This window comes from Paenibacillus sp. XY044 (assembly GCF_002257645.1).
GTDB lineage: Bacteria > Bacillota > Bacilli > Paenibacillales > Paenibacillaceae > Paenibacillus_AQ.
In genome coordinates this window covers 1,489,339-1,503,723 of sequence record NZ_NQMO01000001.1, presented here as the reverse complement: position 1 = coordinate 1,503,723, position 14,385 = coordinate 1,489,339, and the positions used below count along the sequence as shown (strand labels likewise).

Below are 14,385 nucleotides of genomic sequence, written 5' to 3'. Positions count from 1 at the left end.
ATGTTATAAATCACCGCCGATAAAGGCGTCTGCCCATGTCTATCCTTTAATGGAGCCTATCATGACGCCTTTGACAAAATGTCGCTGCACAAATGGATACATAATCAAAATCGGCAGGCTGGAAATAATGATGACCGCGTACTTGATACTCTCCGCGAGCAGTACCTTATTCTCCAGTCCAACGTTGCCGTCAACGGCGTCGGTTTGGCTGATCAACAGGATTTCCCTCAGGACAAGCTGCAGCGGGTATCGTCCTTCGTCGCGAATGTAGATCAGGGCATTAAAAAATGAGTTCCAATGTCCGACGGCATAGAACAGGACCATGACGGCCAGGATCGGCTTGGACAGGGGCACGATGATGTTGATCAGCAGCCGCCAGTTCGAGCAGCCGTCAATATGGGCGGCCTCCTGCAGCTCCCAAGGGATGCTGCTCTGAAAGTACGTTCTCATGACGATCAGATTGTACGTTGAGATTGCTCCTGGAACGATCAAGGACCACATCGTGTCCAGCATTCCTAGATTTTTGACGAGCAAATAAGTAGGAATGAGCCCGCCGCCGAAAAACATCGTAAGCGTGATGATGACCATCAGCACTTTCCGGCCTGGCAGGTCGGGTCTTGACAGCGGATACGCCGCCAATATGGTCAGGATCATATTCACGATCGTACCGACCACCGTATAAATGATCGTATTCATGTATCCCGTCCATATTTTCCCGTTATGAAAAATATTCGAATAAGCGTCCAATGACACGCTTTTCGGCAGCAGCCATACTTCTCCGTTCAACACTTTCGCCGGGTCGCTGAATGAAGCACTGACTACGAAAATGAGCGGATAAAGGACGATCAGAATGATGATCGAAGCGATCGTATAGACGATCGCATCGAACACCCGCTCATCCTTGGGTCTGCCTATGGTAGCGGCAGCTTGTTTCGACATGGTGCATGGCCCTCCTTTACCAAAGACTCGTCTCCGACGTTTTGCGCGCAAACCGGTTCACCATTAGCAGCAGCACCAGGTTGATGACCGAGTTGAACAGCCCGATGGCCGCGGTGTAGCTGTACTCTCCTTTGAGAATACCGGTCGTGTACACAAACGTGGAAATGACATCGCTCGCCTCAAGGTTCAAATTGTTCTGCATCAGTAAAATTTTCTCGAATCCGATGTCCATGAAATGGCCGATGTCCAGGATCAGCATGATCACGATGACGGGAACGATTCCCGGCAGGGATATATGCCATACGCGCCGCAACCGGGAGGCGCCGTCCATCTTCGCCGCTTCATACAGCTGGGGATTGATCCCGCTGAGCGCCGCAATGTAAATGATGGATTGCCAGCCCATATTCTGCCATATGTTCGAGCCGATGAAAATCGTTTTAAACCAGCCAGCCTCCTCCAGAAAACGGATCGGCGACCCGCCGAATGCCTCGATCAGCGTATTGATCGGTCCCGTTGTGGGCGAGAGGAACACGTTCAATATACCAACGATGACAACGACGGAAATAAAGTGCGGAATAAAGGTAATGTTTTGCAGCAATTTACTGAATGACTTGCTGCGAATTTCATTGACGATCAGCGCCAGCACGATGGAAATCGGAAAAGCAATCAGCAGCGAGAACAGATTGATCGACAACGTGTTCCACAGCAGCCGCCCGAAGTAATACGAATCGAAAAACCGTTCGAAATGATCAAAGCCGACCCAGCTGCTGCCTATGATGCCTTTGGCCGGATTGAAATTTTTAAAAGCAATTTGCAGTCCGTACAGCGGCCCGTAGTGAAAGATCAAATACCAGGCGATCGGCACCAGCAGCATAAGATACAGGTCGTACCGCTTGGCCATCTGACTCCATAAGCGTCTCCCCCGTCTTGCGGAACCGCGGGATGGAGCGGCCGCCGCCTGGACTTGCGCGCTCTTCATAACCATCTCTCCTTACCTAATGACGAATATCATCGATTCGGTTATTTATCCATCTTGTCATAGGCTGCTTGATACAGCTCCTGAAGCTTGTCGATCTTCATCTTTTTCAGCGTGGACTGGAATTCATCCCACTTATCGAAGCTGAGCGCTCCGGCAATGAATTTCGTGCTTTGCTCTTCGTAATATTTATCAATATCGTTCCGAAGGATGTTAACTTCTTGCGCCGTTTTCTCGTCAAACATTGGAGCCGCATAACGGACCTTCGGCATGTACGGATCCAGCTTCTTCTGAGCCTCTTGCACTTGAGGAGGATTGATATAAGAAGCTACCTTTTCGCTGATGAGATGCGGTGCTCCGCCTCCGGCGTACGGCGTTATTTTCGGTTGGGTGTCCGAAGTTGAGAATTCTGCCTTATAGTAAGGAATTCCGTCTTTCAACTCATAGTGCTCGCCTTCTCTGCCGAATCGCAGCAAGGTCGATCCTTCGTCGCTGTAGAAATAATCGATCCAGCGCATGGTGATTTCCGGATATTTGTTGACGGATGTGATGGCGAAGGCACCGAAATCGCGCGGTACCGGCGCTGTCTGTGCCTGCAGCCGATCACCATTCGGACCTGCCGGAGGCGCAATCCCTACATATTGGTCTGCAATAGGCAGGAAGTTGTTGTTCGTCTGGTCAAAGAAAAATCCGGCATTTCCCGAGCCCTGTTTGGCCAAATACTGTGCTTCCTTCTGCGAGAACAATTCCGGATCCAGCAGCTTCTCTTTGTACAGCTTGTTCAGGTACATGAGCATTTCTTTGTTCTGCTCGCTGCCCATCCAGATGTTGACCTTGTCGTTCTCCAGATTGATATTGTAGCCAAGCTGCTGGTCGAGACCAAACGAACCGCTCATCATGGTGACGACCGCTAGGCCCGCACGGGCGGTCATCGGAATTTCATCCTTCTTTCCGTTGCCGTTTGGATCTTTATCGCGGAAAGCCACCAGCACATCGTACAATTCGTCCGTCGTCTCGGGCTCTTTGAGTCCCAGTTTCTTCAGCCACGCTTCATTGATCCACTTCTTATCCGTGCGGGCTGCAGCCAGCGTTACGATTCCCGGTATCGCGTAAATGTGGCCTTCCGGTGTCGTGATGGCTGAGCGAATTTCCGGATACTGTTCCATCAGCGATTTCAGGTTAGGCGCATATTTGTCGAGCAGGTCTTCGAGCGGAATCAATTGACCAACGGCACCATACTGCGTTGCTTCAAGCGGCGAAATGCCTGAGCGGTAAAAAGCGTCGGGCAGCTCATTGGACGCGAACAGCAGATTTTTCTTCTCCTGAAAGCCGTCCGTCGGCGCTTCGGTGAAGTCCACGTGCACATTGCTCATTTTTTCGTAATCCTGAAATACGGGCATGTCCTTGAATGGACCATTCACAGGGGCGATCCGTGTGAACATGCTCAGCGTGACGGGTTCTTTGGTTAGCGGAAACCCGGTCTCACTAACCGTTGCTTCGGATGGATCCGCTTTTTTTTCTTCGGATCCCGTTCCGCTGTTGGAGCTGCAGCCCGAGAGCAATAACGCGGAAACGAGCGCTGTGCTCAGCGCATATTTTCCCCAAAGTTTATACATGATTCTATGACCTCCGTTTTATATATTTGGGAACGGTTGAAAGCGTTTCCCTTGGTGCATGTGAGTATTATAGTTCACCCGACATGACAGCAAATTCTACTTATTTGACTATTTACTCCACATATTTTACGGTTTCATCGCTGTCGTTCCGGACGGAGGCTGCTCACATAGGCATGCGGCGTCATCCCGGTCATTTCCTTGAACACTTTGAAAAAGTAGTTATATGTCGTAAAGCCCACTTGGCTGCTGATCTGTTTTACCGAATATTGATCGCTCTCCAGCAGCCTCTGGGCCGCGTCAATACGAATCCGGTTCACGTATTCCGAGAAGTTGCTCTGAGTTTCCTCTTTGAATAAACGGCTTAAATAAGAGGGATTGAGTCCGATTGCGCCGGCCACCATTTCCAAGTTGATATAGCCTTGATACCGCTCTAGTATAAAATGGATGGCCTGCGATACATGCCGGGAATAGCTGCCGGCGGTACGCTGCTGCTTCAGCAAATTCAGCAAACCGGTGAAATAGGACTGCAGCCATCGCTCAAGCTCGTCCAGGCTGCCGATCCGCCCCAGGTCGCGGCGTGGCGGAAGCTCGTCCATGGCGGCTTCAGCTGCCGGCGTGGATATCGATTTTTTCAAAGCTTTGTCGCCGGTGTGCAGCAGCTCGCTGACAATCATCTGAACCGCAGGGGAATGCAGCGGCTGATGACGTACAGAACCACACACGGAGGCGATCAGCTGCTGCAGCCTTTCCTGGTCCAGACTTTCCAGGGCAAGAAGCAGCTGCTTCTGTTCCTCAATGGTTAGGGCAACGCGCAGCTGCTGCTCGTTCGTTCTCTCCTTTGCAGCAGGATCACGATCGTTCACCTTTTCGGATGGTGTCCTGGACTCCCCGGCAGGAGAAGCATCAAGTGCCTTTTCGGCCGATCTGTAGCTCGTCCCCAGCTGCGGCAGATTTGCGCATGGATGCCCAAGGGCGTATACGGATTTCAGATTCAGCAGCAACTCCAGCGCATGCTGAACCTTGCCCATCCAGCGGTGTGCGTCGCTGGTGCCGGCATGCTCGCTGCGCTCCTTGAACGCAAACACGACAACCAGCCGCCCGTTCTCCACGTAAGCGGCCGTCCGTTCATGGATATCTCCGAGGCTCTGCTGCATCACATCGACTGCCTGCTGCACCAGCCGGTTCGTTTGACTGTCGCTGAATGACTCCGTCAGCAGCAGAAACGGAATGATCTGCAGTGCCGCTGCTGCATAACGGACAGCGCCTGGATACAAATCTTTCATCCCGCCCGCGTCTTCAAAGGTACCGGCCGCTTCCTCATTCTCTCTCAACAACTCGGCAATGCGGCTTCGGATGAATACGGGTTTCATGGTCTCCGCCATTTTTTTACTGGCCATACGGCCTTCCTGCGCCCGGTCCTCATCTTGCCAATCCTTAACGGCTTTGTTCAAAACGTTCAGCAGCAAGGCCTCATCAAGCCGGTGCTTGAGTAAATAGTCCACGGCCCCGCTGCGCAAGCATTCGCGGACATAATCGTAATCGTCATAGCTGCTGAGCATGATGGTCTTAACCGACGGATACCGCTCACGTAGGATCCCTTGAAGCTCGACTCCGTTCATTTCCGGCATATTCACATCGATAATCGCGATATGGGGCTGCGATTCCTCGATCATCCGCAAAGCCTCGGTCCCACTGTAAGCCTCGCCGACGAACTCGAAGCCATGCTCCTTCCAGTTGAATAACGTCCGAATGACATTGCCAATCAACGGTTCGTCGTCGATCAAAAGCACTTTAAACATCGTCAGATCACCTCTTGATCAGATTGATCGCTATTAACAATTTGAGGTAAACGAATGTCTACCTTCGTATATAGACCCGGCTCGCTGTATAAGCGCAAACCATACGAATCGCCAAACATTCTGATGATCCGCTCGTTCGCATTGCGCACTCCCATGCTGCTGAAGCGCGATGGCGTATCCTCATGTCCCGCTTCTCCAAGAAGAGCGTCCATCTGGTTCTGTGTCATGCCCCGGCCGTTGTCCGTGACTTCGATCCGCAAATCCTGATGCTCCGCATAAACTCGAATAAGGACGAAGCCCCCTTCTCCAGAAGGTCCGATGCCATGCATGATGGCATTTTCGACGAGAGGCTGAAGGATCAGCTTCAGCACACGGCACTCCAACAAGGCGTCGTCTTCGATCTGCGTGTGCACCTCAATGGGCTCCAAATATTTGTATTTCACGATGGATATGTAACTGTTCACATAGTCAAGCTCCTCGCGCAGCGTCAAAAATTCGTTGGAATTCCCCAGTAAGCCCCGCATGAGCTCAATGAGCGAGCCTGACACTTCCTCGATATTAGGCACCCCGTTCAGCTTAGCTAAATACTTGATCGTATTAAGCGAGTTGTACAAAAAGTGCGGGCGGATTTGTGCCTGAAGGGCGGTCAGCTCGGCTTCCCGTTTCTTCTTCTCGCTCCATCGGATGCCTTCCATCAGCCGTTTCAATTCGTCCACCATGCTGATGAACACGCGGTACAGCTGTCCGATCTCGTCCTTTGATCGAATCTCCGTTCTCGGAAACGACAAATTCCCATCCTTCACCTGCATCATCATGGATCTGAGCCGCCGGATATTTAACGTGGTCCGCGAAGAGACCTGATGGGAACCGATCAGGATGACGATAAAGACGATGATCGATACCTCGGTCATCAAGTTACGGATTCGCGTCGATTCGCTAAGTAACGAATCAAGCGGGATCAGTGCCAGCGTGCTCCAGCCTGTGTAATCGGAATGGCGGCTTACGACGATGTAGGACCTGCCGTTAATCTTCTGCTCCACCACGTCGTTATCCCCGGCCAGCTTCCCTTTGATCTTGACGATCGTATCCAGCGGGGGCGTATAGGAAGACGGTGCGGACTCGGATTGATACACATAACCGTTTTGCTCATCGAGAACATACAGCATGCTGTCCGCAGTCGGTTTGACTCCGTATGTTTTTTTAATAAAATCGTAGTCCAAGTCGACCATGACAATGCCGACCGTCTCGCGGTTATAACGAACCTCGCGGCCGACAGTAATCGCATCCGCGGTTCCTTCAGGCTTAAAATACGCATGGCGCGATCCGTTGTGCAGCATATAGTTCAGCATCGGGGTACCCAGGACGCTCCGGTCCATCCAAGGACCACCGGTAAAAAACACCTTTCCGTTCAGCCCGACAACCGCCATACGGGAAATATAGGGCTTGTACTGAATCAGTCCCGATAAATATTCCGTAATCCGCTTCTGTTCCTGGAACCATTCATAGCTGGGTTCTTCGTTCGGGCTCATGATCGTTTTGATCACCGTATTTTTATTGGTCACGACAACTGTGTTCAGCCGGTCGATCTCCTCCAGCATCACGTTGAGTGATTCATCTGCCTGCCGGATACTATCCGAGACGGAAGTAACCGCATTATGCTTGATCGTCTCGCGCATATTCACATAGACGATACCGGTTACGGAGACGATGGACAGAAAAGTGATCAGGCCGAAGGCCATAAAAATTTTCCCCTGGAAACTCGTTTGCGGCCAAAGCCACCTTCGAAGCGTTGATAAATTCATATTATACCACCCTCATTAGTATGTTTAATAATCGATTTATTTTGCGATGGACTGGCAATCTGCTTGCAAGCGCTTCCCAATCCTTAGAAAAATATATTTACTTGTTCTCTAAGGTTACCGATGGAAGACATGGTAAGACTTTGAACTTACGCAACAAAATGACAACTTACCAATTAGCGGGGCTGTTTTTTAATGGGGGAAATGTATACATATTATATAAGGGAAAACAAAAAAATGTCGAGTCAACCTGACATATTGCTAAATCACGGCCAACCGATAGAAACAAAAACCCTGTTGATACCACGCCAAAAAAGCCGGCCACCGTATGGCAGTGACCAGCCTATCTGAATATGTTATTCGCCGCATGCTCCATGATTGAATCTATGCTTCTGCAGCTGGAATCCAGCCCGTCAACCGTGCACCGCCATGCGGATCGTTGCTTGCCGTGAGCTCGCCTCCATGCTGCCGAATGATTCGTTGTGAAATAGTCAATCCCAGACCGCTGCCTCCGGTCGAACGGTTTCTGGATGCCTCCCCGCGATACAATGGTTCGAACACGCGCTTCAGCTCTTCCGCCGTGAATCCCGGCCCGTGATCTCGAATCATGAACGTGATTTTGTCTTCTTCCTTATTACACTGGACGTCAATCGTACCTCCTGGCGGGGAGTGTCTCACCGCATTGTCCAGCAGGTTGTTCATCGCGCGCTCCAACAGATGCTCATCAGCGCTTACGATGCAATCGGCGGCCAGATGGCTTTTGATCACAATGCTTTTATGCCCGGCACTTGGAGTCAAGCTGTCGATTGATTTCTGAAGTACGAGCGGCAAATCGATCGGCGCTTGGTTCAGCTGACGATCCCAATGCTCCATTTTCGTAAAAGTAAAGAGGTCTTCCACCAATCGATCCAATTGAGCAGATTTCTCCTTGCAAACCGCTACATACTTTGAAATTTTCTCCGGCGTTTGGGCAATTCCTTGCTCCAAGCCATCCAAATATCCTCTCAGGGCGAACAACGGAGTACGCAAATCATGCGCAACCGCAGATATGACAAAGCGGCGTTCTTCCTCCAGCTTTACTTGCTTCTGGTAGGACGTTCGCAGCCCTTTAACCATCACATCAAATCCGTCCCCTACTTCAGCGATTTCCGTAATTCTCGATTTCGGTAACCGTACCTCCCAATCGCCTGAAGCGATTTGCCTGGCGGCCCGGCTCATCTTCTCCAGGGGCTTTAGCAGGAATCTCCGCATCTCTACTCCAACGATGAAAAAAGCGAGCAGCAATCCGGCAAACGCCGATATCATGGGCAGCGTATTGGATTTGGGCAGGTAAAGAATCACCCTTCCAAGCAAATGTCCATTCTCGATGACAGAGAACCGCTCGGTTGATCGCAAACCACCTTCACGCTCGGTCGACCGATAAATCTCCTCATCGGAATCGGATAAAATGACCACATCCAGTTTGGATTGACGCAGCTCATTATGCAGCCGACTCTGCCAATTCGGATCCCGCCATTGGTCTGAGTCCGCCTCGATCCGATGAACCGCCTCGTTCAAATGCCATTGCAGATTTTTATCGTACGGCTGATTGGATCCTATCTTTAGCGAATGGGTCTCCAGGAAGTGAGCTGCAACGAAGAAAACCCACGGCACGAGAGTGATCATAATTAAGCAGAGTATCGTAAACGTGCGAATGCGAAGTGCCTTCATCTTATCCTCCCTCGAAGCGATACCCTACGCCCCATACGTTGACCAGGTATTGCGGATGATTTGCATCCATCTCTATTTTCTCCCGGAGGCGGCTGAGATGAACCCGAATCGTATGCCGGTCGCCTATCCCTTCCCAAAACTTTGCGAGCAGCTGCTCATAGGAAAATACATGCCTTGGATGTTCAGCGAACAATCGCAGCAAATCGTACTCCTTCGGAGTGAGCACGATGCTGACCCCATCCACAAAAACTTCCCTAGTGGACAAGTTTAATTTGATCTGGCCGTAATCGAGGACCTTTTCATTCGTATGCTCCCGCGAAGCGGTGCGCCGCAGTACGGCTTTCACTCTGGCGACAATCTCTCCCGGAGAAGCCGTCTTCACGATATAATCGTCGCCGCCGAGCGTCAGCCCCCGAATCTTGTCCACATCATCGCTGCGCGCGCTCAGAAAAAGGATCGGAACGTCGCTTTCCGCGCGAATCCGGCGGCATAAATCAAACCCGTTTTGTCCCGGCATCATAATATCCAGAATCATGCCGTGAACCGTATTCCGTTCGAACATGTCCCACGCCTCCGCCGTATCGCAGGCCGTAATCACATAAAAATTGTCATTCTCCAAAAAGTCCTTTAAAAGTTCGACGATGCTGGGATCGTCGTCTACAACGAGAATCGTATGGCTTCCGCTCATGTACATCCCACCTTCGCATCCTAGTTTATCATTTTTTCGGTCAAGAGCTAACGGCCTTACCCCTTTTGTGATGCAATGTTTATAGTTTTGTGACACTTTTATTTCTTCATTTGAGATATTCATTTGATAGGATGTTGTTCGTGAAGGAGGTTGGCTATGGAAACAAGCAGTGTTTATGTGTTCAGCGCTTTATTTTGCATCACGCTTTTTTGTTTTTTGGCGGTCCGGATCTATTCGATTCGTCACAAGTCCGGAAACGGCCGTCGCCAGGAGGATGACATTGCCTGGATCCTCAAAAACCGGATGGCCAAAGGTGAAATTGACGAGCAGGAGTATGGCCGGCTTAAGGACTTACTAACCAAATAACAGCCATGCCTAATTGACGTTTCGACATGTGTGTCTCGAAAGGTTGTGAGAACAGGAGCACAAGTTGAGCGGACGGGGTTTGGTCTTACATGAAGGAGGATGTTTCTATGTTAACCGTTCAAATCGTGCTTTTTGACGGCTTCGACCTACTGGATGCCATTGCACCTTATGAGGTTTTTTGTTCCGCTGCCACAATGTCGAATAACGCGCTGAATGTGCAGCTTGTCACCGCCGAAGGACCAAGAAGCGTGATCAGCGGCGTCCAAGGGCTGCCCATTGAAGCAAGCAGCAAGCTGGATCCGGATCGTGCGGGGATCATTCTCGTTCCCGGTGCCGCCGGGGAAGTCGAAGGCGACGGTCCCGACTCCATACCGGCCATTCTGGGACGGGCCGCAAATACGGAATTGACCGATTTGCTCAAGCAAGCCTTCGAGCAGACAGACATTACCGTAGCCACTGTGTGCGGCGGTTCCCTGTTGCTGGCGATGGGAGGCCTGCTCGAAGGCAGACATTCGGTTACCCATCATATGGGCATGGATGTGCTCGGAGCGACCGGTGCCCTGCCCGTCAAGGCACGCGTCGTGGACGACGGCGGACTCGTGACGGGCGGCGGCGTGACCTCGGGGCTCGATGTCGCCCTGCATCTGGTGGAGCGCGAGCTTGGACCCCGGATCGCGCATGCCGTCGAGCAGCTGTTCGAATACGAGCGGAGAGGAACCGTGTGGCGGGCTCAAGGAATGGCACCGGACCCGATTAAAACATCATCAGTCGATGAAACGTCCCTTTCGCCAAGTACTGAGGCGGTGAATTCAACTTCCGGTCCCCTGCATAACCCATCCGTCCAGCAGGAATCAGCCTTCGACGGAGAGTGGAATGTGACCATTACAACGCCCGTGGGCAAAATGGATGTCAAGCTCTCAATCGCAACAACTCATGGGGTAGTTCACGGAACGGCCACCCAGGGGGAGGAAACAGTCAAGTTTTTGAATCCCGTTATTCAAGGCAGCAAGCTGACCTGGTCCCAGCAAGTGACCAAACCGCTGCGGCTAAATCTGAAATTCGAAGTCAACGTTAACGGCGACGAGCTGAACGGTGTTGCCAAAGCCGGCGTACTTCCGGCCTCCAAAGTCGTCGGCAAACGCTTGAAATCATCTTTTCAACAATGATTTGAAGAGCATAGGGGGTTGTGAATGAAGTGAACAAACGGAAAACCTTGTATGGTCTATTAGCCTGTGTCAGCATTCTGTTTATCTTATACGCGCTATTGGAAAACTATATTTTCGATCCCGGTGCGGAAGGCTTTTTAAGCCATAAAACCGCTCTTAGGCGGGAGTTTCATCTACCGGTCTGGTTAAGCGTCATGCGCATACATGTTGCTTTTGCGTGCATTGCCATGGCGGCTGGGCTTGTCAATTTCTCCAACGTCATCTTTCAAAAAAGCCGCAAATTCCACCGGATCAACGGGTACGTGTATATGGTATCGGTGCTTCTTGTCGTGATAACCTCCGGATACATGGCGCCTTACGCTACTGGAGGAAAAATGACGAGCATGGCTTTTAATGCGCTGAATTTGATATGGCTGTTCATGACCGTGACGGCCCTTGTCCAGATTAAAAAGAAACGAGTCATCCGGCACCGCAGCTGGATGATTCGAAGTTATGCCTTTTGTTTTACGAATCTGTTGATTCACCTGATCACTTCCATTTTCCATCAGGGCTTCGGGTTAGAATATGCTTCGAGTTATACCATCGGCGTGTACGGCACGATCGTGCTGCTTCTGATTGTTCCAAATATTCTGATAAGAACGATGGGGGTATCGCGAAAGATTGCTGTTGATCTGTAATAAAAAATCCTGCTTGAGATGCGAAGTGCTAATGTTCTTCTTGTAAAACTACGAAAGGCTGCCGTGCGTACGGCAGCCTTTTGGCAATCCGCTGAACAAGCAGCAGAGTGTGGCGGTCATTGTTGTTGCCCTTCCTCATTTTCTACAACGAACTCTCCTTCCCCCCGAGGCTCTTCAAACGAGTTAAGATAAGCGCTCAACGTCTCCTCGGTTATAGGAAACGCGGCATTCGCATCGAAACGTTGGCTTCGGACTTCGAGACGCTTTCGCAATTCATCAGGGTGTACTTTCAAGTAAATTAACTTCCACTTCCCTCCCGAGGTTTCAATCAGCATTTTATAATCATCCCTAGCGGAACGGCTCCAAAAACTGGAGTCGACTACAATCAGCATTTTGTCTTGAATGAATGTGACTAGCTTTTTGCGTAAGTTTGCATGTGCTTCATCCAAGTAATCCCTGTATTTTTCAACGGGATAATCGATTCCATAGCGACCGTGCGTATTCCAAACCTCTTCGTCAATAGAGAGACGGATGAACCCGCGTTCCTCCAATCTCTGGGAAAACGTAGTTTTCCCAGAACCGGCGATTCCGCACATGAGCACGACGAGAGCAGAGTCACGATCCCGTTCCCGATCCAACCCATTCTCGATTTCCGGCATATCGGTCATACATAGATCACACTCCCCATGTTTTATTTATGTATATACTGTACTCTCTCGCCTTCATGTGCAACCCGTATGTGATATTAAATGACTTCCGAAGTTGACGCGATTTTGATATAGTGGATAGGAACAAACATTCGGATATTGGAGGAAACCTATCTTGCCTACTACCTTGGATACAACGACCATCATGATCGCCGGGCTGGTTGCCCTGCTCCTCGTCCTATTCGTCATACGTTTGGTCAGAAACCGGAGAAGAAGGATCCGCCGGGAGGCGAATCCGCGTAAAATCACCATCAAGGATATCGATCTAATGGCGGATGGCTCCGAATTTGAACTGTATCTCTTCCGGCTGTTTCATGAGCTTGGGTATAGGGAAGTTTACCAGACGACAGCCAGCCGGGACTTCGGCGCCGACTTGGTGTTTACGGATCAGAACGGACTGAGAAACGTCCTTCAGGCCAAACGTTACGGGAACAGTAATCCGGTCAGCATCGGTGCGGTTCAGGAGATTTATACCTCCATGCGCTACTATGAAGCTGAACGTGCAATCGTGCTGACTTCCGGCAGGTACACCGATTCCTGCCGCATCCTGGCGGCCGTGAACGAGGTGAAGCTTTTGGACAGAGAAGATCTGGAAGAGCTGATCATTCTATTCAAAAGCCGCCGTTATGATGAAGCGATGGCTATCATCGAGGAGCCTGCGGAAACGGAGGAGCCAACGTGGAAACCAAAAGTCAAGAAAGCAACCTGATCATGCGTTCCCCGTAGGCCGAGCCGCCTTACCTCTGCCATGTTCAGCTTTTATGATCATTTCACGACGTTGTTTCGTGCGCCGCATCAACTTGCGGTCCTTTGGCTCTGTGGCAGAGCCTCCATCTCCACCTTCTCTTTATCTTTCGTCATATACCAATAAGCAAGCCCTACGAACACGCTGCCGCCGATCATATTACCGAGGGTAACCGGAATCAGGTTTGCGGCAAGGCCTGCCCAGGTCACCGTGTCCGGGTGCGGGATGAAGAGCGAAACCGAAAGAAGCGTCATGTTGGCTACGCTGTGCTCGAAACCGGATGTAATAAAGGCGAACAGGCACCAGAATATCATGACCAGCTTCGCGATCTCTTCCTTCAGCTTCATGGAGCACCAGACGGCAAGACAGACGAGCGTGTTACATAAAATTCCCCGCATGAACAATTCCATAAACGGCGCATTCATCTTAGCGGCAGCCGTGCTGTTGATGAATTCTGCCGTTCCCCCATTCGCCAATCCCGTCCATACGAAGACCGCCGCGACCAGCAAGGAACCGGCAAAATTGCCGATATAGCTGTACAGCCATATTTTGATCGTGTCGAGCCAGGTCGTCTTCTTGTTCAGCGTGCTGACCACCATGACCATATTGTTGCCGGTAAACAAGTCAGATCCGGCCATCAGGACCAGGCTCAGGGCGATACCAAAGCTGGCTCCCATTACAATTTTCATGGCGGGTGCGTGGACAGGCGCGAGTAAGCCGCCGATCGTAAAGATCAGAATAATGCCAAGTCCGACAAACAAACCGGCAAGCATGGAGGATACCAGATATTTGCCTATACTCCTGTTCATGAGGCTAACCTTGTTTATCCCGGCGGTTTCAACGATCTGAATGGTGTTTTTCATGCTCCTTCAGTCCTCCAATATAGACGTATCCGTCGATAACCGCGGTTTCGTACGTCTGGATGCAGCCGTCGTCCGGCTTTTGCACTTCCCCTGTCGTCAGCGAAATTTTCCAGTCGTGCAGCGGACAAAAGACAAATTCACCCGACACGATCCCCTCAGCCAGCGGACCGCTCTTATGCGGACACCGGTTGCTTACCGCCCGCACCTCCCCGTTCGACAGCCGGAACAAGGCAACCGACTGATCTCGCACACGTACCTCCTTGCCAATCTGCGGCTTCAGTTCCTCCAGCTTCATCACTTTTACCATTTCTCTCGTCACGCTCATGCGCTTTCC

The 14,385-nt window shown here is 50.9% G+C and carries 14 protein-coding genes; 4 read left to right on the top strand and 10 right to left on the bottom strand.

The genetic code is table 11. The annotated features are described in order from the left end of the window. Positions 1–39 precede the first annotated feature (39 nt). The 7 genes from CJP46_RS06930 to CJP46_RS06900 all read right to left on the bottom strand — a co-directional run bounded on the left by CJP46_RS06930 (position 40) and on the right by CJP46_RS06900 (position 9,527). Entirely contained in the window at positions 40–939 is a 900-nt protein-coding gene (locus tag CJP46_RS06930) for a carbohydrate ABC transporter permease (protein WP_094594819.1), read from the bottom strand. Between the two features lie 16 nt (positions 940–955). Continuing rightward, positions 956–1,918 carry an ABC transporter permease gene (locus tag CJP46_RS06925; RefSeq protein WP_256992218.1) on the bottom strand — a complete coding sequence of 321 codons (963 nt, stop codon included), beginning with the start codon at positions 1,916–1,918 and terminating at the stop codon, positions 956–958. A gap of 41 nt (positions 1,919–1,959) precedes the next feature. Beyond that, a complete protein-coding gene (locus tag CJP46_RS06920) occupies positions 1,960–3,531 on the bottom strand; it encodes an extracellular solute-binding protein (protein WP_094594817.1) in 1,572 nt (523 codons plus the stop codon). Between the two features lie 134 nt (positions 3,532–3,665). Beyond that, positions 3,666–5,330, bottom strand: coding sequence for a response regulator (locus CJP46_RS06915; protein WP_094594816.1), 1,665 nt, complete (start codon positions 5,328–5,330; stop codon positions 3,666–3,668). A gap of 2 nt (positions 5,331–5,332) precedes the next feature. Next, on the bottom strand, positions 5,333–7,132 hold the full coding sequence (locus CJP46_RS06910; protein WP_094594815.1) for a cache domain-containing sensor histidine kinase: 1,800 nt from the start codon (positions 7,130–7,132) through the stop codon (positions 5,333–5,335). A 381-nt stretch (positions 7,133–7,513) separates the two neighbouring features. Next, positions 7,514–8,839 (bottom strand): sensor histidine kinase, encoded by a 1,326-nt coding sequence (locus CJP46_RS06905; protein ID WP_094594814.1) that lies wholly within the window; start codon positions 8,837–8,839, stop codon positions 7,514–7,516. Position 8,840: 1 nt separating this feature from the next. After that, entirely contained in the window at positions 8,841–9,527 is a 687-nt protein-coding gene (locus CJP46_RS06900; protein ID WP_094594813.1) for a response regulator transcription factor, read from the bottom strand. Positions 9,528–9,683: 156 nt separating this feature from the next. On the opposite strand from CJP46_RS06900, the gene CJP46_RS06895 reads away from it, so the two are divergent. The 3 genes from CJP46_RS06895 to CJP46_RS06885 all read left to right on the top strand — a co-directional run bounded on the left by CJP46_RS06895 (position 9,684) and on the right by CJP46_RS06885 (position 11,736). Then, positions 9,684–9,893 (top strand): SHOCT domain-containing protein, encoded by a 210-nt coding sequence (locus CJP46_RS06895; RefSeq protein WP_094594812.1) that lies wholly within the window; start codon positions 9,684–9,686, stop codon positions 9,891–9,893. A gap of 107 nt (positions 9,894–10,000) precedes the next feature. Next, positions 10,001–11,059, top strand: a complete 1,059-nt coding sequence (locus tag CJP46_RS06890; protein WP_094594811.1) for a DJ-1/PfpI family protein — start codon at positions 10,001–10,003, stop codon at positions 11,057–11,059. Between the two features lie 29 nt (positions 11,060–11,088). Beyond that, on the top strand, positions 11,089–11,736 hold the full coding sequence (locus tag CJP46_RS06885) for a DUF2306 domain-containing protein (RefSeq protein WP_094594810.1): 648 nt from the start codon (positions 11,089–11,091) through the stop codon (positions 11,734–11,736). A gap of 116 nt (positions 11,737–11,852) precedes the next feature. Here the strand turns inward: CJP46_RS06885 and CJP46_RS06880 are convergent, their stop codons facing one another. Continuing rightward, positions 11,853–12,404, bottom strand: coding sequence for a P-loop nucleotide/nucleoside kinase family protein (locus tag CJP46_RS06880; protein ID WP_094594809.1), 552 nt, complete (start codon positions 12,402–12,404; stop codon positions 11,853–11,855). A gap of 184 nt (positions 12,405–12,588) precedes the next feature. On the opposite strand from CJP46_RS06880, the gene CJP46_RS06875 reads away from it, so the two are divergent. Next, the gene (locus CJP46_RS06875; RefSeq protein WP_094595106.1) at positions 12,589–13,152 is read left to right on the top strand and encodes a restriction endonuclease; all 564 of its coding nucleotides are present in this window, start codon (positions 12,589–12,591) and stop codon (positions 13,150–13,152) included. An 86-nt stretch (positions 13,153–13,238) separates the two neighbouring features. On the opposite strand, the gene CJP46_RS06870 is transcribed toward CJP46_RS06875, so the two are convergent. Together CJP46_RS06870 and nirD are read right to left on the bottom strand one after the other, a co-directional pair. After that, a complete protein-coding gene (locus tag CJP46_RS06870) occupies positions 13,239–14,051 on the bottom strand; it encodes a formate/nitrite transporter family protein (protein WP_094594808.1) in 813 nt (270 codons plus the stop codon). Beyond that, positions 14,026–14,376, bottom strand: coding sequence for a nitrite reductase small subunit NirD (gene nirD, locus CJP46_RS06865; RefSeq protein WP_094594807.1), 351 nt, complete (start codon positions 14,374–14,376; stop codon positions 14,026–14,028). Before nirD ends, CJP46_RS06870 begins: the two co-directional genes overlap by 26 nt. Positions 14,377–14,385 lie beyond the last annotated feature (9 nt).

What these genes read in the sequence shown, in the direction of transcription:
- CJP46_RS06870 (WP_094594808.1), bottom strand. Translation starts at nt 14,051, where the DNA reads ATGAAAAACACCATTCAGATCGTTGAAACCGCCGGGATAAACAAGGTT.
- CJP46_RS06920 (WP_094594817.1), bottom strand. Translation starts at nt 3,531, where the DNA reads ATGTATAAACTTTGGGGAAAATATGCGCTGAGCACAGCGCTCGTTTCC.
- CJP46_RS06880 (WP_094594809.1), bottom strand. Translation starts at nt 12,404, where the DNA reads ATGACCGATATGCCGGAAATCGAGAATGGGTTGGATCGGGAACGGGAT.
- CJP46_RS06905 (WP_094594814.1), bottom strand. Translation starts at nt 8,839, where the DNA reads ATGAAGGCACTTCGCATTCGCACGTTTACGATACTCTGCTTAATTATG.
- CJP46_RS06900 (WP_094594813.1), bottom strand. Translation starts at nt 9,527, where the DNA reads ATGAGCGGAAGCCATACGATTCTCGTTGTAGACGACGATCCCAGCATC.
- CJP46_RS06930 (WP_094594819.1), bottom strand. Translation starts at nt 939, where the DNA reads ATGTCGAAACAAGCTGCCGCTACCATAGGCAGACCCAAGGATGAGCGG.
- CJP46_RS06915 (WP_094594816.1), bottom strand. Translation starts at nt 5,330, where the DNA reads ATGTTTAAAGTGCTTTTGATCGACGACGAACCGTTGATTGGCAATGTC.
- nirD (WP_094594807.1), bottom strand. Translation starts at nt 14,376, where the DNA reads ATGAGCGTGACGAGAGAAATGGTAAAAGTGATGAAGCTGGAGGAACTG.
- CJP46_RS06910 (WP_094594815.1), bottom strand. Translation starts at nt 7,132, where the DNA reads ATGAATTTATCAACGCTTCGAAGGTGGCTTTGGCCGCAAACGAGTTTC.
- CJP46_RS06890 (WP_094594811.1), top strand. Translation starts at nt 10,001, where the DNA reads ATGTTAACCGTTCAAATCGTGCTTTTTGACGGCTTCGACCTACTGGAT.
- CJP46_RS06895 (WP_094594812.1), top strand. Translation starts at nt 9,684, where the DNA reads ATGGAAACAAGCAGTGTTTATGTGTTCAGCGCTTTATTTTGCATCACG.
- CJP46_RS06875 (WP_094595106.1), top strand. Translation starts at nt 12,589, where the DNA reads ATGATCGCCGGGCTGGTTGCCCTGCTCCTCGTCCTATTCGTCATACGT.
- CJP46_RS06925 (WP_256992218.1), bottom strand. Translation starts at nt 1,918, where the DNA reads ATGAAGAGCGCGCAAGTCCAGGCGGCGGCCGCTCCATCCCGCGGTTCC.